Origin of the sequence: Rhodococcus sp. NyZ502, from assembly GCF_041464245.1 — a bacterium.
Taxonomy (GTDB): Bacteria; Actinomycetota; Actinomycetes; order Mycobacteriales; family Mycobacteriaceae; genus Rhodococcus_F; species Rhodococcus_F qingshengii.
In genome coordinates this window covers 5,383,932-5,404,820 of sequence record NZ_CP167155.1, presented here as the reverse complement: position 1 = coordinate 5,404,820, position 20,889 = coordinate 5,383,932, and the positions used below count along the sequence as shown (strand labels likewise).

Below are 20,889 nucleotides of genomic sequence, written 5' to 3'. Positions count from 1 at the left end.
CGCCGTGGACGAGCAGGCCGAGAACTCCATCGAGTCAGTGTTCCGGGAGGAACGCGGACGACTCTTGGCCTCGCTCGTCCGCCGCTTCGGTGATCTGGATCTGGCCGAGGAAGTCACCTCCGAAGCCGTCGAGGCCGCGTTGGTGCACTGGCCCGTGGACGGAGTGCCGGCTAAACCGGGCGCCTGGCTGCTGACCACGGCGCGTCGTAAAGCCGTCGACAGGCTTCGTCGTGATCAGGCCTATGCGGCGCGATTGGCGGTGATGCAGGTGGACGCCGATCGTGCCGACCCGGCGCCGCCCACGGTCGACGGAGAACTTCCCGACGAGCGGTTGCAGCTGTTCTTCACCTGCTCGCACCCAGCGCTGGCCGAGGACGACCGAATCGCACTCACCTTGCGTTGCCTCGGCGGGTTGACGACGCCCGAAGTCGCTCGGGCCTTCCTCGTTCCTTCGGCGACGATGGCGCAGCGGATCGTGCGCGCGAAGAAGAAAATCCGTCAGGCTCGGATTCCCTTCCGCACTCCCAGCGCCGAAGAACTCCCGGAACGTTTGCCCGGTGTTCTGCAGGTGATCTACTCGGTGTTCACCGAGGGGTACGCAGCGAGTTCGGGTCCGGATCTGCAACGCGTCGACCTGGCGGTGGAGGCGATCAGGCTGGCGAGGATCTTGCGCGCATTGCTTCCCGATGAGCGCGAGATCGCCGGGTTGCTTGCATTGATGCTTCTCGTCCACGCGCGTCGGGATGCCCGTACCGACGCCGCCGGCGGGATCGTGCTCCTCGAAGACCAGGATCGCGGGTTTTGGGACCAGCCGATGATCGAGGAAGGCAGCGACCTCGTCGTAGTCGCGTTGACCGGGGGAGCGCCGGGGCCGTACGGGGTGCAGGCCGCCATCGCCGCATTGCACGACGAGGCCGCCGATGTGGAGAGCACCGACTGGCCACAGATCTGCGCTCTCTACGGAGTGCTCCTCACGCTGACTCCGTCGCCGGTCGTGGCCGTCAATCGGGCAGTAGCGTTGGCGATGCGCGACGGCGAGGAAGTCGGGCTGACTGCGCTGGAGGAACTGGCAGCGGAGCCCAAACTTGCCGACTACCATCCGTATCACCTTGCACGAGCCGAACTACTTGCTCGGTTGGGGCGCACCGACGCAGCGGCATCCGCGTACCGACAAGCTCTGAAACTCGTTGGTACGGAACCGGAGCGGGCCTACCTGGAGCGTCGGTTGGGTGAGATCTCGGACTGATCGGCTCCTCAGACCAATTCGAGTCTTCGGGCCATGTCGGACACGAAAACACCTGTCGGATCGATATTTCTGCGTATCTGGATCCACTCGTCGATTCGCGGATACATCGAGTGGAAGCTTGCTGCGGTAGTCCGAGAGTCCTTGGCGGTGTAGAGGCGACCGCCGAATTCGAGTACCCGTTTGTCGAGGGAGGCGACGAACTCACCCAGGCCGGACTTGATCGGGAAGTCGAAGGCGACGTTCCACCCGGACATCGGAAAGCTCAGTGGCGCTGCGTTTCCCTCGCCGAAAAGTTTGAAGACGTTGAGAGCTGAGTAGTGTCCCGAACGCTGGATATCGCGGATGATGCTCTTGAATTCGTCCACCGCGTCGACGGGCACCACGAACTGGTATTGCAGGAATCCCTTGGACCCGTAGGCACGGTTCCACTCACCGATGAGGTCGAGCGGATGGTAGAACTGCGTCAGGTTCTGCACCTTCCCGACGTAGTTGTCGCCGGTGCGGTAGTAGAACTCGCCGATCGCTGACGCCGAAAGCTTGTTCATCAAGCCGTTGGGGAAAACATCCGGTGTCGTGAACAGTTGTGGCGCATCGAATTTCAACGGATTCTTCTGCAATTTCAGCGGAAGCTGGTCGACGGTCGCCAACGAACCACGCGTGATCGAGGCCCGGCCGAGCTTCGGCGGCGCACTGACTGCATCGAACCAGGCGCTCGAATACGTGTAGTCGGCTTCGCTGCCGTCGCTGTGAAAAGCGACGGTTTCATCAAGACTCGCGGTCAGAGCGCCGTCGTTGGCGAAATACGCCGTTTCGGTCGGTGTCATCTCGAGGGTGACGCGCAGGATGATCCCGGTCAGTCCGATCCCGCCGACGGTAGCCCAGAAGAGCTCGGATGTCGGGCCTTGCGGCTCCAGTGTTCGGATACTTCCGTCAGCAGTGAGCAGATCCATCGAGCGGACATGATTTCCGAAGCTGCCCTCGGTGTGGTGGTTCTTGCCGTGAATATCGCAGGCGATCGCTCCGCCGATGGTTACCTGGCGTGTTCCGGGGAGTACCGGTACCCAGAGACCGAATGGTAGCGCCGCGCGCATCAGCTGATCGAGAGAGACTCCCGCGTCCATCTCCACGAGACGGGACTCGGCATCGATCTTGAGAATTCGACGGAAGGCCGTCATGTCGATGACCAAGCCGCCGGTGTTCTGCGCGTTGTCTCCGTAAGACCGGCCCAGGCCACGAGCGATGACTCCACGTCGGAGGTGCAACGGCTTGTCCGCGTTGTCGTCTGCGACGCGGGCGACGGCCTTTGCGATCGCCTCTACATCAGGAGTCGAAACGACATGCGAGGTAGTTCGGGCTGTGCGACCCCAACCGCCGAGGACGGTGGACGCAGCGGTTGGCAGATCGGTGGCGTAGTCGGACACGAAATCCGAGGGTACCTGTTTGCGGACCAACTGGTCTGAAACCGATGGATGCTCGGTTCGCCTATCGCGGGACGTCGAGATCGAAGTACAGGGTCTCGGACCAGTAACCGAGGCCGAGCTCGCGTAGCGGTTCCTCGACGCTCTCCTGAGTAGGCGTGAACAGTCGCTCCCAGAAGCGCGGCTTGGCGGGTGCGAGTGTGGCCAGCGCCGCTTCCATCTCGGCGTCGATGTCCGCCAGACCGGCCATCAGGGCCGCGCCCTGTTCGGCGAACGGTTCGTCGTCCATGTCGAAGATCTCGCCGCACTCGAGGACGAAGTAGTGGTCGGGTTCGGTTTGGCTGTGCAGGAAACGCAGCGCATCGCCGGCCATCGTGCCGAGTGCGGGGTGATCGATGCGGCCGAGGAAGTCTTCGAGCCGGGCGATACCAGGACCACAGGGCGCGGTGACCGCGATCAGGTCGGGGGTGTCGTCCCAGATGATCGACTGGCGGGGGAGCGGATTCACGGACACAAGGATCCGGGGGACCAGCGGTATCGCGTACGACCACTCCGAGATTCCTTGGAGTCCACGGGTGCGAGCGGCAGCCGGATTCTCATGCGGGGCAACAGGGGTCGAGTAGAGATAGGTGCGGTTGGCCACTGGCCGAGTCCTTTCTGCGGTCGGCGTCACCTGATTCGGGCGGCGCCCACCATCCTCAATGCCAGGTCTCCGTACAGTTTTCCGATGTCTTCCGGATTCGTGTAGTTGCCGGCCGGGAACCAGCGGCACACGTCGACGCACAGGGACATCAAGGCGAGGGTGACGCCTTCGGCATCGGGGATCGTGAAATCGCCCGACTGCACGCCGGCATCGACAACCTCCCGGACCACCCGCGTCGTGCTGCGGCGAAGCGCGACGACGGTTCGGTAGTGCTCTGGTGTGAGGGCAGTGAGTTCGTACTGGACAACGCGAGCGAGTGAATGGTGCCCGGCCTGCCAACTGGCGAAGGTGCTGATCAGTTCCTGCAAACGAACGGACGGTTCTTCACCAGGTCGGTCGGCGCCCTCGACCACCTTCAACGCTTCGGTGTGGCCTTCGAAGCTGATCGCGAAAAGCAGTTCTTCTTTCGAGCGGTAGTGCGGGTACATGGCGGCGGGACTCATGTCGAGTCGCGCGGCGATGTCACGGGTGGTGGTGCCGCCGTAGCCGGCAGAGGCAAAAGCGTCCACGGCTGCCGCGCGGATACGGGCCGCAGCTTTGGAGGGGCTGATCACCACGTCAGGTGAATCGCTCACGGTTTCCTCCAGGTGTGACGGATTTCGATGTTGACAATATCCCGCTCTCGATTCACTATAAGCAGGTGCTTAGATTCTAAGCGAATGCTTAGGAACATCGTTACGTGTGGCTTTGCCACGCCGAAAGGAAGCAACTCGTCATGCGTCGCACTCTGTACGGACCCGATCACGAGGCATTTCGCGAATCTGCTCGCGAATTCGTCAACCGGAACATCCTTCCGGTCGCAGAGAAGCTGATCGACCAGCGCTTCATCGATCGTGAAATCTGGCTCGAAGCGGGACGCAACGGCTTCCTCGGACTCGAGGTTCCGGAGGCGTACGGCGGAAGCGAAGCCGGCGACTACCGCTTCAACGCGGTTCTGGCCGAAGAGCTCTCGCGCGCCAGTGCGGCTGTTGCCTCGAGCTTCGGCATTCACGCCGACGTCGTTGCTCCCTACCTCGTTCAGCTCACCACCGAAGAGCAGAAGCAGCGTTGGCTGCCCAAGTTCTGCACCGGTGAGATGCTGACGGCCATCGGCATGACCGAGCCTTCCGGTGGATCCGACCTCGCCTCGCTCAAGACCACTGCGGTCAAGGACGGCGACGACTGGATCATCAACGGCTCCAAGACCTTCATCACCAACGGCTACAACGCCGACCTCGTGATCGTGGCGGCTCGGACCAGTCCCGAGAAGAAGTCCAAGGGCATCACCCTCTTTGCCGTCGAGACCGGCATGGAAGGCTTCGAGCGCGGACGCAAGCTCGACAAGGTCGGCCAGCACGAGTCCGATACCGCCGAACTGTTCTTCGAGAACGTTCGCGTGCCGTCCACCAACATCATCGGTGAGATCGACCGCGGCTTCATCCACATGATGGAAATGCTGCCGCAGGAGCGCGTCGGCGCTGCGGTGTCCAACATCGCGCACGCCGCTCCGATCCTCGAAGAGACGCTGCAATATGCCAAGGACCGCAAGGCTTTCGGTCAGCCGATCGGCTCGTTGCAGTGGAACAAATTCCTTCTCGCGGATCTCGTCACCCGCATCGAGGTCACCCAGGCCTACGTCGACAACTGCGTCGCGGCACACGCTGCCGGCGAGCTGACCGCCATCGACGCCGCCAAGGCTAAGTGGTGGACCGCGCAGGTGCAGAACGAGGTCCTCGATCACTGCGTTCAGTTGCACGGTGGCTACGGCTTCATGACCGAGTACCGCGCCGCTCGCGCGTGGATGGACGCCCGCGTCACCAAGATCTGGGCCGGATCCAACGAGATCATGAAGGAACTCATCGGCCGCGATCTCGGCCTGTAATTTCGCAACTGCAGTCGATACGTCACTGCAACCGCCACTTCCCGAACCCGACGACACAGGAGCATCACCGCGCATGTCTGTTCTCGACAAGTTCTCTCTGACCGATCGAGTGGTCATCGTGACCGGTGCGTCGTCGGGCCTCGGGGTGGCGTTTGCGAAAGCCGCAGCAGAGGCCGGCGCGGACGTCGTCCTCGCTGCTCGCCGCGTCGACAAGCTCGAAGACACGGCCAAGCTCGTGCGTGACGCAGGCCGCGAAGCATTGTGCGTGGCCACCGACATCGTCGATCCGGCTCAGGCTCAGAACATGGTCGACGCCGCGATGGAGAAGTTCGGCCGCGTGGACGTGCTGGTCAACAATGCCGGCGTCGGAACTGCCGTTCCGGCGACCCGCGAGACCCCGGACCAGTTCCGCGCCGTCATCGACATCAACCTCAACGGGTCCTACTGGGCAGCGCAGGCCTGCGGCCGCGTCATGCTCCCGGGCAGCTCCATCGTCAACATCTCGAGCATTCTCGGATTGACGACCGCCGGACTCCCGCAGGCCGCCTATGCGGCGAGCAAGGCAGGCGTCGTCGGATTGACCCGCGACCTCGCACAGCAGTGGGGAACGCGCAAGGGCATTCGCGTCAACGCGATCGCGCCCGGCTTCTTCAAGTCGGAAATGACAGACCAATACAACGACGGTTACTTGGACGCGATGGCTCCGCGCCTGATCCTCGGCCGCATGGGCGATCCGGAAGAGCTCGCGGCCACCATGGTGTGGCTCGCGTCCGAGGCCGGCGGATACGTCACCGGTCAGACCATCGCCGTCGACGGAGGAATCACCATCACCTGACGCCGATGCCGAGATGTCGCCGGCTTTGCCGTATAAGTAGCTGGTGACCTCTCGCGCCGAACCTCAGGAGAACTGGGAAGACCGTCCGCCACCATCCATGGCTGCGACGGAGCTTCTGCGTGACCTGCCGGTGACTGCCCGCGGCGTCCGGACCAGGGCTTCTCTGGTCGCAGCGGCTCGAACGGTGTTCGAGCGCGCAGGGTATCTCGACGCCCGTCTCACGGACATCACCAAGGAAGCGAACTGCTCCACCGGCACGTTCTACACCTACTTCGACAACAAAGAGCAGATCTTCGCCGCAGTTCTCGAGGTCGCGCAGGAAGACATGCTGCACCCAGGCATGGGACGGGTCCGCGACGTCGACAATCCGTATGCGGTCCTCGAATCGAGCAACCGTGCCTACCTGACGGCTTTTCGCCGCAACGCCAAACTCATGGGCCTACTCGAGCAGGTATCGCACATCGACCCGGCCTTCGCGAAACTGCGTCGGGACCGAGCCGAGACCTTCATTTCTCGCAATGCCCGAGCCATCGAACGCTTGCAAGCAGCTGGCAAGGCAGACGCCTCGTTGGACCCGCTGTTGGCTTCCCGAGCACTGTCGGCGATGGTGAGCCGTCTTGCCTACAGTTCATTCGTCTCCGAGGAACCTGGCGCCGACGGCAACCCCGTCCCGTTCGAGGACGTCGTCAAGACGGCTACTCAGGTGTGGGCCAACGCGCTGGGACTCGAAGGCGACCGCGGGTAGTTTCAGCCTTCGCCGCGGGCCGCGAACTGCTCCTCGAGGCTGTGGCGCAGTGTTTCCTCGCTGTTCTTGACAGCGTTTTCGACGAACGGCCCGATCAATCGGCCGAGTGCCTTGCCGGCAATGCCGCCGGGCAGTTTGTAGGCGAAGTCGACGGAAAGCTCGGTCTTGGAATCGTCGATCGCGGCGAACTCCCACGTGGACGAGTTGGATACACCGCCGAGCGAGGACAGCTTGATGATCCGATTCTTCTCCCACTCGGTGACCTCGAGTTTGGAGCGCAACGTGCTCGGCCCGATCTGCATGGCCGCGTCGAACGTGGCGCCGAGTCCCTGATCGAACTCTCCGAACGGGGTGAACTCGGAAACACCGAACATCCACGTCGGGACATTGCGGTAGTTGTCGATGTAGTCGAAGGCGACATCAACCGGCACGGCAGCAACCGCGGTGTGGCGAACATGGATCATGACTGGTCCCTGTCTTTCGGTGAACACCGACTCTAACCAATGGCTCCGACGTGTTCGGCGGCGGCGCAAGAGCGATCTACGGTATCGGTATGACGAACGAGCTTCCGGTACGCGGGTCCTGGCGCGATTACGAAGACCTGGGACTACCGAAACCGCTCGCTGCGGCGTTGGAGGCGTTCGTCGAGCAGGGCTATCACGGGACTTCGATCCGTGACGTCGCGTCGCGGTCCGGGCTGTCGGTGCCGGGGCTCTACCACCACTACCCGTCCAAGCAGGCTCTGCTGATCGGTCTGGCGACCGTTGTGATGACGGAGTTGTTGGAGCGAAGCCGCGCCGCCGAACTCGATGCCGGGGACGATCCCTCTGATCGCTTCGACGCGGTGATCGAATCTCTGTTGCGGTTCCACATGTTTCGACGCGAGCAGTCGTTCGTCGCCTCCTCCGAGATCCGCAGCATGGAGCCCGACAGCCGGGCTGGTTACATCGCCCAGCGCGACGAACAGCAGAAGCAGGTGGACCGGATCGTCCTCGACGGCGTCGCCTCGGGCGTGTTCGAAGCCGACCATCCCGAGGACGCCAGCCGAGCCGTGGTGACGATGTGCGTCGCCGTCGCGGTCTGGTACCGAGCGGACGGTGAGTTGTCTCCGGACGAGTTGGTGGAGAGGTATCTGGAGATAGCGCGTCGGATGGTGGGGGCGAAGCGGGTGAGGGAGTGACTGTGGGGGCGAAGCGGATGGGGGAGTGATCTGTTGACGCAACTGCGCGAATCAGTCTGAATTTTTGAGCAATTCGAGCGCTGCGTTCCGGCCGGCACCGAAGGGGTCGGTGCCGATACCGATCCCGTCTGCGACGAGGGCACCTTCGTGAAGCAGCATGATTGCCTCGACGAGACGTTCGTCGGCTAGTCCGTCCGTCGCCAGAATGCGCCGGAAAAGGTCTGACATCTCCCGCTTTTGTTCGGCGATGACAGCGAACACCGGATGTGAGTGATCGCTGAACTCGGCGTGCGCGTTGATCATGCTGCACCCCTTGCCTCCGCTCGCCTTGGACCAGGAGGCGGAAGCGTCGAATACCGCACTCAACTGTTCGGCGCGGCTAGCTCCGGCTGATGCGAGCTTCTCGTCGCGAAAGATTCGCCACCGCCGATCTCGAGCCCTCAGGTATTCCACGACGAGACCGTCTTTCGAGCCGAACCGTTCGTACAAAGTCTTCTTCGTGACCCCGGCGTCCAGTGCGACGGTATCCACGCCTACGGCATGAATCCCCTTTTCGTAGAACAGCTTCGACGCAGACTCCAGAATGCGACGCGCTTTCGGAGTCAATTCGGGTGTGGATTCCTCTGCCATGGACAAAAGTATACCGATCTGTATAGTCGGGCTCATGAGTAAACAGATCGGTATACCTCGGATCGTGACCTCGAGATCTGCCGTGACGGCTACCTTGTCGGTCCTGTTCGTCGCGTGCTGGAGTTCGGGATTCATCGGGGCCAAACTCGGCGCCGGCAGTGCCGAGGTCCCCACACTGCTGATGTGGCGTTTTCTCCCGCTCGCGGTGGTACTGCTCCCGATTGTCTGGCTCTCCGCCCGGCGCCGGAACACGATGCCCGCACCGCGGGCTCTCGGCAGGCAGGTGGTGATCGGGATGCTCTCCCAGAGTGGCTACCTGTTGTCGGTGTACTGGGCAGTCGATCTCGGCGTGAACACCGGAACCACAGCGCTGATCGACGGTATTCAGCCGCTGGTGGCTGCCGCACTGCTCGGTCCGGTCCTCGGTGTCGCAGTCCCGCGTATGCAGTGGATCGGGTTGGCCATCGGAATGGGCGGCGTCGTGATGGTCACGGCAGCCGATGCCGGGGCCGGCACATCGGCGCAGTGGTGGGCGTACGCGATTCCGTTCCTGGGGATGCTCAGCCTGGTTGCATCCACCTTCGTCCAGCAACGCGCTCCCACGTCCACACCGCCACTGCAGGCTTTGGTCATCCACTGCTCAACCAGCGCAATAGTTTTCACAACTCTGGCGATCGTCTCGGATGCTGCCGTACCGCCGAGTGTCAGCACATTCTGGATCGCGTTGCTCTGGTTGATCGTGTTGTCCACCTTCGGTGGTTACGGGCTGTACTGGCTGTTGCTCCGCCGCATCGGCATTACGTCCGTCAACACCCTGATGTTCTTGATCGCCCCCGTCACCGCGGTCTGGGGTGCACTGATGTTCGGAGAATCCTTCACTCCGTTCACCGCGCTCGGCTTGGCGGTGGGCATCGTCGCCGTCGTCGTGGTCACCCGGGTGGGCAATCGCCCGAAGAAGCAGGACGAGGGCACGGATTCCTGCCCGCCGAGAGCTTCGATCACGTCGCGCTGATGAAGGCCGATCGGGATGTGAACCGCTCGCGGAGCGCGGTGAGTTGCTCTGCGGTGAGCTTCAGTCCGTTGATTGCGTAGTCCTCGACGGTGCCGAAGTGCGTGCGCATTTCGTCGAGAGCTGCGTCGAAATAGCTGTCACGGACTCCGAGGAGGGGTCGTAGCACTTCTGCGTCAACGCCTTTGCTCGCGGCGAAGTCGAGGATCGGTTCTGTCATGGGGGCCAGATCGGTGTTCGTCTCCAGGTAGTCGGCGCGTACATCGGCTTCGTCGGCCCCGAGGAGGAGTAGGAAAGAGGTCGCGGCCCACCCGGTTCGATCCTTGCCGGTGGTGCAGTGGAAAAGTGCTGCCCCGGTGCGTTTTTCGTCGATGAGGTCGAGGTAGAACGTGCGATAGGCGTCGAGAGCGGACGGCAGGCTGACGAAGTTGCGGTTGGCTTCCTCCATCTGTGCGATCCCACGTCCATCGCTGATGGTCTCGGCGTATGCGACCGGGTCCGTCATGAGTAGTCCAGTGGCCGCGGCGTTTTGGGCATTGTCGGCAAGTACGTCGAGCCAGACTGTGCGCGTCGAGTCAGGGAGATTGTCGAGTGCGCCGTCGCGCTCGGCGGCGGTCCTCAGGTCGTATACCGTCCGGACGTCCAAGTCGGCGACCGCGGCAAGGTCGTCGCCGTCGAGTTTCGCCAGAGTCGCCGAACGATAGAGCGCGCCCGCGCGGACGGTGCCGGCCGCAACAGGAATGCCACCGAGGTCCCGGAAGTTCGGAGCGGTCTTCAGGAGAACGCGGCGATCGAGCGGGTGAGTTGGCATGGCTGACTCCTTGTGGGTTCCGTTTCCGAACTGATCATTCATGCCTTCTGTACACTGCGCACGAGCTTTTCGGCATTGCGTCTCTTGATCCACTTGTCGATGACGAGAGCCATGAAGATCCACCCGCCCAATGCCGTGATCACCCACACGATGATCGGGGCGAGGATCCAGGACCCGACGCCGCTGATCTCGATACCGTCGGGGACCAGGGTCGCAACCCAGAGCGCGAGCAGTGTGGCGACCAAGCCGACACCACCCGCGAGCGGAGCCGCGTAGTGCAGTGCCACGCTGAGCACGAATGGGCCGAGGATCATGTGTGCGAGGGTGAATACACCGATAGCGGCCAAGAAGCCGTTCACGCTCAGGCTGACCCCGGGAAGAGCAAAATGCACGACGATCAGCGCGATCGCGCCGAGAACACATTGCGAAACGAGCTGAAATAACAGACGCATGGCTTGTACCTCCGTGATCAGGTCGAGTCACCCGAGAGTGGTGTGTGCGTGGGGAACGCTTTGCTGCAGGGCTTCGGGACGAGGCGCCGTCCAGGTGCCGTCGAGCACGGAGGGACGGGGGCGGTACAGGCGCAGTACGTAGTTCCACCCGGGCATGATGGGCAGTGCGTTCGCGACGCCGTCGAGATGGACCCCGAAGCGAATGGTGGTGCTGCCGTCGGAGTCTGGGGTGGCCGTGAGGCTGTTGATGCTGTTGACGCCCAGAGCGTTCTCTTCGAAGTATCCGGCCGCGTTGTACAGCGAGACCGACCAGAACGCATCCACGGGAACATCGTTCAGGCGGAGACGGTATTCCCCGACCGGGAGACGTTCGTCGAAGTTGACGTAGGTGGCCTCGTACTCGGGAAGGCCACCCCAGCCGGATGCGGTACCGAGCAGGTGCCTGATCGGATCGACTTCCGCAGCGGTACCGAATGAATGGTCGTACGTGGTGATGCCACGCGCGAGTGCGAGGAGTGCGTCGCGGGTCTCGGTCTGCGATTGCTCGTCGTAGTCGGGCAACGGGAACTCTCCCGTTCCGCCGCCGTCGATGTTGAGGGCGTCTTGCAACCGGTTCACCTCGGCGACGTCTTCGGGGCTGTTCGGATCGACGAGGATGCGCACGATCAGTGCGGCGTAGTCGGTCCCGACCAATTCACGCGTGAGCAGGTGCTCTCCCGGGTCGCGCAGGATGACGGGACCGTAATGATCTTGACTGACCACCCACACGGAGATGTAGCGCTTGCCGGTATCGGGCACCGTGATCGTGACGTTCTCGCGCACGTCGATGATCGCGCTGCTGTACAGAGTGTCGCGGTTCTGGCGGATGATCGGCTGGTTGTCGAGTGACCCGAGATCACGAGTGTGGTTCCACGTGCCCAGGCCGACGCCCGCGGCCAGGCGAGCGAACATGAGATCGGATTCTGCCCGATTGAAGTTCAGGACGTTGACGGCGATCGTGGACATAGCGGGTTCCATTCGGTGTCGGGTATGGAAGCGAGAGCGGGAATCCCTCGCCTCTGTCGGGGTGAATCAGCCGAGCAGTCGCGCTTTGGCGGCTTGGAACTCGGCCTCACTCAGCAGGCCTTGTGATTTGAGGTCGCCGAGTTTCTGCAACTCGGTGACGAGATCGACCGGGGCCGCGGGTGCGGGTGTGGGCATCGGGAGTGCGGCATGCTGCTGGGCGAATTCGTACTGCGCCTGCTCGTAGTCGGCCTGAGCTCTCCTTTGCCGGCGGGTGGCCATACCGTCGCTGACGGCGGTCGCGGTACCGGTGACGACCGCGGTGCGGGCGGCGAGGCCCAGTAGTCCGGGGCGGCCTCGTCTCGGGATGTACGGCATGTCAGACCTCCAATTCCGGGATGATCGTGTCCATGAGGGCATTGACGACGGGTGCGGGTATCCGCTCGTAACCCAGTAGCACCGCGCCTGACGCAGCGGTGCGGGCGGCGAGTTCGCGCTGATAGACCAGCTCGAGCGCGACCAGCAGCGCTGCAGCGCCGGTGGGAATGGCTGCCGCGAGTTCGGTGATGTCCTCATGCCCGAGCAGACCGGACGCGCCGAGCATCTCGACGTTGATCTCGAAGCCGTTCGGCAACTCCTCGACTTCGATGAGGGTGAGTTCATCGTCCTCGGACTTGGAGATGACGATCAGATCGAGCAGCCGCACCAGGCCGGTATCCGTAAGGTCGGTCAGTGCGGAGAGCGCGGCCGGGTCGAGGCTCTGCCCAGGCAGGCCGAGAAGGTAGAAGTCGACGGGGCCGAAACGCGCGGCACTCACGAGAGGACCTTCAGCTTGAGTGCGGCGAACTCGTCCTCGCTGATCGCTCCGGCTTCGAGCAGTGCTGCGGCTGCGGCGATCTCCTCGCTGGGGCTCTTCCCCGCGACCTCGCGGATATACGATTCGGCGGCCTTCTCGGCGTCGCGTGCGGCCTTGTTGCTGCGTTCCGTCATCCCTTCGCCGCGGGCGACGAGATAGACGAGGGCGGTCAGGATCGGTAGGAAGAGCAGGAAGAACACCCAAACGGCCTTCAACCAGCCGTTCAGCTTGTGGTCGCGGAACAGGTCGGCGATGATCGCGAACAGTGCGAAGAGATATCCGATGAAGACGGTCGCCCACAGCATCCAGCCGAGGCTTTCCCAGAAGCTCATGTGTCTTATCCGTTTCGTGTAAGGCCTGCGCACACGGTATTCCGCTGACTCACGCATTTCGGTTGATTCCGGCAATTCTCACCGGTATCGGCGGGCTTCGATCGCGGCCTAATCCGAAGCGGATGAGACCGGATTTCCACGGACATCGAACGTCTCGAGTATCTTCGACACATGATCGAAGCCGTGCGTGACGCACTCGCCTCTGGTGAGGCGGAGCAGGCTCGACGAGTCCTGCGGAAAAACTGGCTTCGTTTGATTCTCGAATCTCACACCAGGGAACTCGAGCAGCTCTGCCTTGCTCATCCCGATCCCCACGATCCGCACATCCTGCTGATACGAGCGTGCTGCCGCGATCTCAGCGGTGATCCGTACGGCGCTGAGTTTCTCCGCGGGCAGGGTCTGCGGGTGGCGTCCGACGATTTTGTCGTCTGCTTCACCGACCTGCTGCTCGCTCCGGACACCTCGACCAAGGCCGTCATCGCCGATCGCGCGCGTCACGCGCTCGCCCAGTGCGAGCCCGAGGACGATTACCCGTCCGCGCTTTTCCTCCTCGGATGGACCGAGGTCAGGCTTCGTCGTGACCTTCCTCGTGCCATCGCGCTACTTCGCTCCGCCGGCGACGAGGCGCAGTTGCAGTCGCGCACGGAGACATTGCGTCTTGCACAGTCCAACTTGGCCTTTGCGCTGACCCACGCGGGAGCATTCACGGAAGCCGAACAGATCCTCGACGGCCTTCCTGCGCGAGAGGTGGCGTCCGATTGGGAACGCTTCGAAGGTGGGCTCCCACAGTCGAATCGGGGGTGCATCGCCTACTGGCGTGGCGACTTCGAGGAGGCGATCGCTCAGTTCGATTCGATCATCGAGGAGGGCAGCCCCGGAACCAATTTCGAGGCGCTCGCCCGTCTGTACCTGGTGATGAGCCTGATCGCTCTGAACCGGGAAGACCGGTACCACAACGCCGCTCGTCTGCTGCGAGGCGTGAGCACTGCGGACAAGCACGGCATTCCTTGGGATACGCTGCGGCGCGTCACCACGGCCTGGCTCGCCCACGCTCAAGGACAGGACGAGCAAGCTCGCCGCATCGCAATGCCCACGCTGACCAGAACAGGTGCTGCGGTCGCTCACGCGCTTCTCGCGGAGCTCTACCGAGTCATGGGGGATCCGGAACCGTCGGCTCAAGCGCTTCGCTTGGCAACCTCGGCCGCGCTGCCGCGATATGCGCTGGTGAGCACCCTTGTCACGTCTGCCGCCCTGAGCTCCGTCGCCGGGCGTGGACCGCAGGCGCACGAGCAGTTGGATCGTGCGCTGGCGGAAGCAATCCCCGAGCGGATTCTCGCCCCATTTCTGAGCGGCGATCCGGTAGTCGTCGATCTGTTGAACGCGCACGCAACACAGGGGTCGAGACACCAGGAGCTCCTACGCACGATTCTGGAAAAACGGGGCCAGCTCTCTGCCAAGCTCGCCGGAGTCCTGACGGAACGTGAGAAAGAGATCCTCACTTTTCTGCGAACTACGATGACTGCAGACGAGATCGCTGCGCACCTCGGCATCGCCTATCCCACTGTGAAGACTCACATTCGCTCGATCTACCGCAAACTAGGCGTGACCAAACGGCGTGCCGCTGTTCAAGCAGCCGACAACCTAGACCGCGGGATCGGGGGCGATTCCGCGGCGGAGGCTGCGAACCGTCAGATCCAAGGCTTGTAGTCGCGTCCCGGAACCGCGGTTCACGTAGTCCATCGACGTGTAGAGCAGTGACCACAGCAGGTTCTGCACCCAGTCCGAACCCATGTCGGGGTCGATGGAACCGTCGGAGTGTCCGCGCTCGATGGCATCGGTGACTGAGTCGTCGTTCGACGCGGACTCGGCAAACGAATCTTCTTGATACACACCGGGAGTGAAGAACAGGACCGTCAAGAGGTCGGCCAGTTCGAAGTATTCATGGCACAGGCGAACCAGTGCTTCGGCTCCGGTGCCCTCGCCGAGTCGAGCTGCTGCTGCTGCCTCTCCGACGGCGCGGGTGGCCTCGGCCGCGACTGCGTCGACCAGGTCTGACCGTTCGGGAAAGTAGCGGTGCAAAGTGGTCCGGCCGACCTTTGCGGCCGAAGCGATCTCGCTGAGGGTCGCAGCAGGCTTGGATGCGAACACCGAAACGGCAGCATCGAGGATGGCCTTCCGTGTGCGCTCGCGGGTCGCGCTTTGTTCTGGTGCGCTGTGGATCGTTGTCACGAATCCGAAGCGTAGCCGTGTCCGGTTTCGGTATCCAGTGTTTCCGAATCGGAATTTCTCTTGCCCTTTATGGAACATTCGTGTTCCATAAATTCATGCTTGAATCCGACGCTTCTCAGCCCGCACCGAAATGGAGCAATCTCCGCGTCCTCTCGGAGTTCGCTCGACCGCATCTGCCGTCGCTCCTTCTCGGATTGGTACTGGCGCTGTGCGGCTCCGCGGCGACGCTGGCAACGCCCATGGTCACCAAGTGGGTTCTCGACACCCTCGATACCGGTGCGTCGCTGAAAGGACCTATCCTCACGCTCGTCGTCCTTCTGATCGTCGGTGCCGTGCTCGGTTGTGCTCAGTGGATCGTTCTCGGAACCGCCGCCGAGAAGGTTGTCTTCGACGCCAGGTCGTCGCTGGTGAAGCGATTCCTGGCGGCGACCGTACCTTCGCTGCAATCGCGATCCGTGGGTGAATTGGTCACCCGGGTCACGTCTGACACCTTGCTGCTGCGGGAGGCTGCGTCGTCGGCCGCGGTGAATATTCTGAACGCAGCCGCGTTGACCATCGGAACGATTGTTCTGATGGGCGTACTGGATCTGCCGTTGTTGGGCGTCACCATGGTGGCAATCGTGTTCGCCTCCATACTCTTTGCCGTTCTGATGCCTCGGATTTCCGCAGCCGAAGCGCGAACCCAGGAATCGCTCGGTCAGCTCGGCGGCGTACTCGAGGGTGGCTTGCGTGCGATCCGGACGGTCAAAGTTTCCCTCGCCGAGGATCGCGTCGGCGCTCTGGTGACGAACAATGCGTCCGATGCGAAAAAGCATGCGATCACGGCAGTTCGAGTGTCGGCAACCGCGTGGACTGTCGCGTGGACCGCCATTCAAGGATCGATCATTGCCATCCTCGGCTTTGGTGCGTGGCGAGTCGCCGACGGCGAAATGGCAGTCTCGACGCTCATCGCGTTTCTGCTCTACGCCTTCACCCTGATGGGGCCGGTGTCGGAGCTTGCGCAGAACGTGACCTCCGTTCAGTCGGGAATCGCGGCAGCTATCCGGATTCGCGAGATGCAGTCGTTGCCCACCGAGCAGTACGACGAGGTCGTGGACGTGGTCGCGAAAACGAGCGCTGCCGCGCCGCTGATCGAGTTGCGCGACGTCACCGTGAGCTACCACGGATCGAACCAGCCGGCGTTGCGCGATGTCTCGCTGGTCATTCCGACGCGTGGGCACATGGCCATCGTCGGCCCGTCGGGTGCAGGAAAGACGACCTTGCTCTCGACCGTGCTGCGATTTGTCGAACCTCGATCGGGTGAGGTTCTCCTGCATGGAGTCGGTTACGACGCGCTCGATCACCGCGCTGTGCGCGAGAGTCTCGCGTACGTGGAGCAGGAGACACCGGTGGTGCCCGGAACGATTCGGGAGAACGTCGTCTTCAGCCATCCCGATGCGACGGACGAAGAAGTCCAGGCCGTTCTGCGCTTGCTCCGGCTCGACGACGCGATCGAGGCCCTGCCCAACGGACTCGACACCGCTCTGACGGCCACCTCGCTGTCGGGCGGCCAACGTCAGCGGATCGCGATGGCGCGCGCAGTTCTGCGGCCGAGTGCTTTGCTTCTGCTCGACGAAGCCACTGCCCAGGTCGACACGCTCACCGAAGCCGCGATTGTCGACGCGATCAACGAACGTGCGCGCACCGGGGCCGTGGTGACTATCGCTCACCGGCTCTCGACGGTGCGTGACGCCGACTGGATCGTGGTCATGGAAGACGGTCGGATCCGCAACATCGGCAACCATGACGAGCTCATGGACAAGGACGATCTGTACCGCGACATGGTGGTTGCCGGCCGGCTCGATCAGGGCCAGGCAATGCTCGAGGATTGTTGACCCGACGCGTCGGCGTGTGCGAGAGTGCTGATACCGAGCGATCGCTCGGTCGGGATGTTCTTTCGGAGGTGGCTGGTGGCAATCGATCTGACGTACGCGCCCGAGGTGGTGGCGCTGATCGAGAAGACGCGCGACTTCACGCGCAACGTAGTGCTCCCCATCGAAGACGAACACGCCGGTGACATCGCTGTAGCGGGTGGCGATGCAATCCGCATCGAGATGCAGTCGGCAGCAAAAGAAGCCGGTGTCTTCGCCCCGCATGCGCCGATCGAGTACGGCGGACACGGACTCAACATGAGTGATCGCGCGCCGGTCTTCGAGGAAGCCGGCTACTCGCTATTCGGGCCGACGGCGCTCAACATCGCGGCGCCGGACGAGGGCAACGTTCACATGCTGGCCCACGTGGCGAACGAAGCACAGAAGCAGCAGTTCCTCGCGCCGCTCGCAAGCGGGGACATGCGGTCGGCATTCGCCATGACCGAACCCGCGCCGGGAGCGGGATCCGATCCTTCGGCTTTGAACACCCGCGCCGAGAAAGTCCCCGGTGGCTGGAAGATCAACGGTAAGAAATGGTTCATCACCGGCGCCGACGGCGCCGGGTTCTTCATCATCATGGCGCGCACGTCCGGTGAGCCCGGGCAGCGCGGCGGAGCGACCATGTTCCTGGCGCCGACGGACACTCCCGGCCTGGTAGTGGGTCGACACATCGACACCCTCGACAAGGCCATGATCGGCGGGCACTGCGAGGTCACGTTCGAGGATCTCTTCGTACCCGACGAGGCCGTTCTCGGTGAGGTCGATCAAGGTTTCGCCTACGCGCAGGTTCGCCTCGGTCCCGCCCGCATGACGCACGTGATGCGCTGGCTCGGTGCAGCGCGCCGCGGCCACGACGTCGCCGTGGCCAGAGTTGCCGAACGAGAAGGCTTCGGCTCGAAACTCGGTGATCTCGGAATGATCCAGAAGATGGTCGCCGACAACGAGATCGACATCGCAGCCAGCCGCGCACTTCTGGTGCAGGCCTGCTTCGAACTCGATCAGGGCGGGCACGCGAGCAACGCGACGTCCATCGCCAAGACTTACGCTGCCGAGGCGATCTTCCGGATCGTGGACCGCTCCATTCAGATGTGTGGCGGAATGGGCGTGTCCGGCGATCTGCCGCTGGCACGCTTGTCCCGCGAAGTGCGTCCCTTCCGCGTCTACGACGGCCCGTCCGAGGTTCATCGCTGGGCAATTGCGAAACGTGTTGTCGGAGCTGCGAAGCGCGCTGCTCGGGAGGAGTCGAAGTGACGGACTTTCCAGGACTCGATCTCGCGGCGCTCCACAAGTATCTGCAAGCCGCTGGCGTCGAGGTGAGCGGAGAGTTGCGAGCCGAACTGATTTCAGGCGGCAAATCCAATCTCACCTACGGAATCTTCGACGACAACTCGAAGTGGATTCTCCGTCGTCCACCCACGGCCGGCCTCACGCCGTCGGCGCACGACGTTGCGCGTGAGTTCCGAATCACCTCGGCGTTGCAGAACACCGCCGTGCCGGTCGCGCCGACCGTCGTGCTGTGCGAGGACGCCTCGGTGATGGGTGCGTCGTTCACGGTGGTCGAGTTCGTCACCGGTCAAGTGATCCGGACCAAAACCGAGTTGGAAGCTGTTCCGGCAGAGCTGGTCACGCAGTGCACCGACGAGTTGGTGCGTGTTCTCGCTGCCCTGCACGACGTCGACTACAACGCAGTGGGTCTCGGCGAACTCGGCCGACCCGACGGTTACGTAGCCCGCCAGGTGAAGTTGTGGGCCGGTCAATGGTCACGCGTCAAGACCGAGGACTCGGCCGATGTGGACAGGTTGGCGTCGAGCCTCGCGGAATTGATTCCGGCTGAATCGGCTTCGTCGATCGTGCACGGCGACTACCGGATCGACAACACGATTCTCGCGGCGAACGACGTCACCAAGGTTGCCGCAGTGGTGGACTGGGAACTGTCGACGCTGGGAGATCCGCTGGCGGACATCGCGATGATGTGCGTCTATCGGCATCCCGCGCTGGATCTGGTTCTGGGTGAGCCTGCCGCGTGGACGAGCCCGTCGCTACCGTCCGTTGTCGATCTGGCGCAACGGTATTCGTCCGTTTCGGGTCGAGAGCTGGCGCACTGGAACTTCTACATGGCGCTCGGGTTCTTCAAACTCGCAGTCGTGGCGCAGGGCATCGATCACCGATACCGAGCAGGCGCCACCGTCGGTGGGGGATTCGACAAGGCTGGATCTTCTGTGCCGGAACTGATCTCGGCCGGACTCAATGCACTGCAAGGGAAATTCGAATGACTCGATCAGCACTGGTCACCGGCGCCTCCAAGGGAATCGGGCTCGGCATCGCAACACGCTTGGCTTCGCAAGGGTACGGGCTGACCATCACGGCGCGTGATGCCGAACGGCTCGCCGTTGTCGCCGAAGAACTTACGCGCGCCGGATCGCCGGACGTCGTCGTCTCGGCCGGCGACATGGCGGACGAGAACTTCGCCGCAGCACTCGTCGCCACACACAATGAGCGATTCGGCTCCATGAGGGCTCTCGTCCTCAACGCCGGAGTGGGAACCAGTGGGCGAGTAGCGGATTACCCGATGCGACGTTTCGACAAGACCGTTGCCGTCAATCTCCGAACACCGTTTGCACTATTGCAAGCGTCGCTGCCGCTCCTGCGTACAGCGGCGGACGCGGACCTTGCCGGCGGAGCGAAGGTGATCGCTCTCGCCTCGATGGCCGGTGTGTATGCCGAGAGCGGTCTGGCCGTCTACGGAGCCACCAAAGCTGCACTCATTTCGATGGTCGAAGCACTCAACGCCGAGGAATCCGGAAACGGCGTCAGTGCGACGGCCATCGCTCCCGGTTACGTCGATACCGACATGTCGGCGTGGACGCACGATCGGATCACACCGGACACCATGATCAAGGTCGACGACATCGTGGAGTTGGTGGACGGTCTGCTCAAGCTCTCGTCTCGAGCGGTAGTTCCGAAGGTCGTCATGACGCGTGCTGGGACCAACGGCTACTCCGCCTGAAATTTCAATCCAGCTTGGCTTCGCCCCGCTTGCGAAAGAAGTGAAAGCCGGGCACTCCGACGATCGCCTGCCGCAGGTCCTTGACCACTCCGAGGAGTTCGTGGATCTCGGGTGAGACGGAGTCGAGGGTTCCGAGGATGGGCAGCACCGCGGCCACCCGGTCGGTGAGCTCCGGTAGTTGGTCGATCAGCTTGATCGCGGCGCTGACCTCTGCCTCGGAAAGGTCGTCGGCGAACCTGGCAGCCAGCGGCGCGAGCTGTAGGGCGATGGGCTCGTAGATCTCGAGGAGTTGTCCCGCGATGTCCGAGGTCTGCTCGACGGCCTCGACCAGCGTCTCAGCGCGAACGGTCACGGCGGCGGCTCCGATGACGACGCGGTCGGCGTTGTCGGCGATCTGGTTGATGCGTGCCACCAACCTCTCGACCGAGAAGAGGAGCGCCTCGAGTCGAGTGGGCAGGGTGACCGCAAAAGCGACCGTGGACAGGGACCAGTGCACCACGTCGCCGACGGAGCGGACGACGGTGGAGCTGCCGGGCAAAACTAGAGCCATCCCTCGATACTGCCTGATGTGACGTCAAAGTACAGGTAAATCTCACATTCACGAGGCCAGCGGCGTCTTCGAGGTGTCGGTGCCGGCGCGGACAATCAATTCACCCGCTGCCT

General features: G+C 63.0%; 24 protein-coding genes. 11 read left to right on the top strand and 13 right to left on the bottom strand.

The window, feature by feature from the left end; all coding sequences use genetic code 11:
- The first annotated feature begins 4 nt into the window (after window positions 1-4).
- A complete protein-coding gene (locus ACBG85_RS24945) occupies window positions 5-1,246 on the top strand; it encodes an RNA polymerase sigma factor (protein ID WP_064687766.1) in 1,242 nt (413 codons plus the stop codon).
- Between the two features lie 8 nt (window positions 1,247-1,254).
- Here the strand turns inward: ACBG85_RS24945 and ACBG85_RS24940 are convergent, their stop codons facing one another.
- From ACBG85_RS24940 to ACBG85_RS24930, 3 genes are all read right to left on the bottom strand, one after another.
- Window positions 1,255-2,667 carry an FAD-binding protein gene (locus ACBG85_RS24940; RefSeq protein ID WP_372025245.1) on the bottom strand — a complete coding sequence of 471 codons (1,413 nt, stop codon included), beginning with the start codon at window positions 2,665-2,667 and terminating at the stop codon, window positions 1,255-1,257.
- Between the two features lie 61 nt (window positions 2,668-2,728).
- Window positions 2,729-3,307: a hypothetical protein gene (locus ACBG85_RS24935; RefSeq protein ID WP_311093970.1), complete on the bottom strand. Its 579-nt coding sequence runs from the start codon at window positions 3,305-3,307 to the stop codon at window positions 2,729-2,731.
- A 26-nt stretch (window positions 3,308-3,333) separates the two neighbouring features.
- Window positions 3,334-3,942 carry a TetR/AcrR family transcriptional regulator gene (locus ACBG85_RS24930; RefSeq protein ID WP_030536572.1) on the bottom strand — a complete coding sequence of 203 codons (609 nt, stop codon included), beginning with the start codon at window positions 3,940-3,942 and terminating at the stop codon, window positions 3,334-3,336.
- A gap of 140 nt (window positions 3,943-4,082) precedes the next feature.
- On the opposite strand from ACBG85_RS24930, the gene ACBG85_RS24925 reads away from it, so the two are divergent.
- The 3 genes from ACBG85_RS24925 (at window position 4,083) to ACBG85_RS24915 (ending at window position 6,808) form a co-directional block, all read left to right on the top strand.
- Window positions 4,083-5,228: an acyl-CoA dehydrogenase family protein gene (locus ACBG85_RS24925; RefSeq protein WP_007730036.1), complete on the top strand. Its 1,146-nt coding sequence runs from the start codon at window positions 4,083-4,085 to the stop codon at window positions 5,226-5,228.
- Between the two features lie 73 nt (window positions 5,229-5,301).
- A complete protein-coding gene (locus tag ACBG85_RS24920) occupies window positions 5,302-6,063 on the top strand; it encodes an SDR family NAD(P)-dependent oxidoreductase (RefSeq protein ID WP_003939707.1) in 762 nt (253 codons plus the stop codon).
- 97 nt (window positions 6,064-6,160) lie between these two features.
- Window positions 6,161-6,808 carry a TetR/AcrR family transcriptional regulator gene (locus tag ACBG85_RS24915; protein ID WP_256082592.1) on the top strand — a complete coding sequence of 216 codons (648 nt, stop codon included), beginning with the start codon at window positions 6,161-6,163 and terminating at the stop codon, window positions 6,806-6,808.
- Between the two features lie 2 nt (window positions 6,809-6,810).
- Here ACBG85_RS24915 and ACBG85_RS24910 read toward each other — a convergent pair whose 3' ends face one another.
- Window positions 6,811-7,272 (bottom strand): SRPBCC family protein, encoded by a 462-nt coding sequence (locus ACBG85_RS24910; protein WP_003940411.1) that lies wholly within the window; start codon window positions 7,270-7,272, stop codon window positions 6,811-6,813.
- Window positions 7,273-7,361: 89 nt separating this feature from the next.
- Here ACBG85_RS24910 and ACBG85_RS24905 point away from each other — a divergent pair, with 89 nt between their 5' ends.
- Window positions 7,362-7,988 carry a TetR/AcrR family transcriptional regulator gene (locus ACBG85_RS24905; RefSeq protein WP_099698126.1) on the top strand — a complete coding sequence of 209 codons (627 nt, stop codon included), beginning with the start codon at window positions 7,362-7,364 and terminating at the stop codon, window positions 7,986-7,988.
- Window positions 7,989-8,039: 51 nt separating this feature from the next.
- On the opposite strand, the gene ACBG85_RS24900 is transcribed toward ACBG85_RS24905, so the two are convergent.
- Window positions 8,040-8,618, bottom strand: coding sequence for a TetR/AcrR family transcriptional regulator (locus ACBG85_RS24900; protein ID WP_047272072.1), 579 nt, complete (start codon window positions 8,616-8,618; stop codon window positions 8,040-8,042).
- A gap of 34 nt (window positions 8,619-8,652) precedes the next feature.
- Between ACBG85_RS24900 and ACBG85_RS24895 the strand changes: the two genes are divergently transcribed.
- Window positions 8,653-9,630, top strand: coding sequence for a DMT family transporter (locus ACBG85_RS24895; RefSeq protein WP_372025241.1), 978 nt, complete (start codon window positions 8,653-8,655; stop codon window positions 9,628-9,630).
- On the opposite strand, the gene ACBG85_RS24890 is transcribed toward ACBG85_RS24895, so the two are convergent.
- From ACBG85_RS24890 to ACBG85_RS24865, 6 genes are all read right to left on the bottom strand, one after another.
- Entirely contained in the window at window positions 9,617-10,438 is an 822-nt protein-coding gene (locus ACBG85_RS24890; protein ID WP_242692582.1) for a tyrosine-protein phosphatase, read from the bottom strand. The genes ACBG85_RS24895 and ACBG85_RS24890 overlap by 14 nt on opposite strands.
- A 38-nt stretch (window positions 10,439-10,476) precedes the next feature.
- The gene (locus ACBG85_RS24885) at window positions 10,477-10,890 is read right to left on the bottom strand and encodes a phage holin family protein (protein WP_003940418.1); all 414 of its coding nucleotides are present in this window, start codon (window positions 10,888-10,890) and stop codon (window positions 10,477-10,479) included.
- A gap of 27 nt (window positions 10,891-10,917) precedes the next feature.
- Window positions 10,918-11,895, bottom strand: coding sequence for a DUF1214 domain-containing protein (locus ACBG85_RS24880; RefSeq protein WP_030537231.1), 978 nt, complete (start codon window positions 11,893-11,895; stop codon window positions 10,918-10,920).
- 66 nt (window positions 11,896-11,961) lie between these two features.
- A complete protein-coding gene (locus ACBG85_RS24875) occupies window positions 11,962-12,270 on the bottom strand; it encodes an SHOCT domain-containing protein (protein ID WP_030537230.1) in 309 nt (102 codons plus the stop codon).
- A 1-nt stretch (window position 12,271) separates the two neighbouring features.
- Entirely contained in the window at window positions 12,272-12,709 is a 438-nt protein-coding gene (locus tag ACBG85_RS24870; RefSeq protein WP_063315738.1) for a DUF6325 family protein, read from the bottom strand.
- Window positions 12,706-13,080, bottom strand: a complete 375-nt coding sequence (locus tag ACBG85_RS24865; protein ID WP_007729621.1) for a PLDc N-terminal domain-containing protein — start codon at window positions 13,078-13,080, stop codon at window positions 12,706-12,708. The genes ACBG85_RS24870 and ACBG85_RS24865 overlap by 4 nt, the downstream gene beginning before the upstream one ends.
- Window positions 13,081-13,251: 171 nt before the next feature.
- Between ACBG85_RS24865 and ACBG85_RS24860 the strand changes: the two genes are divergently transcribed.
- Window positions 13,252-14,787 (top strand): LuxR C-terminal-related transcriptional regulator, encoded by a 1,536-nt coding sequence (locus tag ACBG85_RS24860; RefSeq protein WP_372025239.1) that lies wholly within the window; start codon window positions 13,252-13,254, stop codon window positions 14,785-14,787.
- Here the strand turns inward: ACBG85_RS24860 and ACBG85_RS24855 are convergent.
- Entirely contained in the window at window positions 14,722-15,309 is a 588-nt protein-coding gene (locus ACBG85_RS24855; RefSeq protein WP_030537226.1) for a TetR/AcrR family transcriptional regulator, read from the bottom strand. The two genes, ACBG85_RS24860 and ACBG85_RS24855, sit on opposite strands and share 66 nt — an antisense overlap.
- 95 nt (window positions 15,310-15,404) lie before the next feature.
- On the opposite strand from ACBG85_RS24855, the gene ACBG85_RS24850 reads away from it, so the two are divergent.
- The 4 genes from ACBG85_RS24850 (at window position 15,405) to ACBG85_RS24835 (ending at window position 20,226) form a co-directional block, all read left to right on the top strand.
- On the top strand, window positions 15,405-17,183 hold the full coding sequence (locus tag ACBG85_RS24850; protein ID WP_372025237.1) for an ABC transporter ATP-binding protein: 1,779 nt from the start codon (window positions 15,405-15,407) through the stop codon (window positions 17,181-17,183).
- A 75-nt stretch (window positions 17,184-17,258) separates the two neighbouring features.
- On the top strand, window positions 17,259-18,470 hold the full coding sequence (locus ACBG85_RS24845; RefSeq protein ID WP_003940162.1) for an acyl-CoA dehydrogenase family protein: 1,212 nt from the start codon (window positions 17,259-17,261) through the stop codon (window positions 18,468-18,470).
- Complete coding sequence (locus ACBG85_RS24840; protein WP_283376025.1) at window positions 18,467-19,492, top strand: phosphotransferase family protein; 1,026 nt, start codon at window positions 18,467-18,469, stop codon at window positions 19,490-19,492. The genes ACBG85_RS24845 and ACBG85_RS24840 overlap by 4 nt, the downstream gene beginning before the upstream one ends.
- The gene (locus ACBG85_RS24835; RefSeq protein WP_372025236.1) at window positions 19,489-20,226 is read left to right on the top strand and encodes an SDR family NAD(P)-dependent oxidoreductase; all 738 of its coding nucleotides are present in this window, start codon (window positions 19,489-19,491) and stop codon (window positions 20,224-20,226) included. The genes ACBG85_RS24840 and ACBG85_RS24835 overlap by 4 nt, the downstream gene beginning before the upstream one ends.
- 4 nt (window positions 20,227-20,230) lie before the next feature.
- Here the strand turns inward: ACBG85_RS24835 and ACBG85_RS24830 are convergent, their stop codons facing one another.
- The gene (locus tag ACBG85_RS24830) at window positions 20,231-20,776 is read right to left on the bottom strand and encodes a hypothetical protein (protein ID WP_007729604.1); all 546 of its coding nucleotides are present in this window, start codon (window positions 20,774-20,776) and stop codon (window positions 20,231-20,233) included.
- Window positions 20,777-20,889 lie beyond the last annotated feature (113 nt).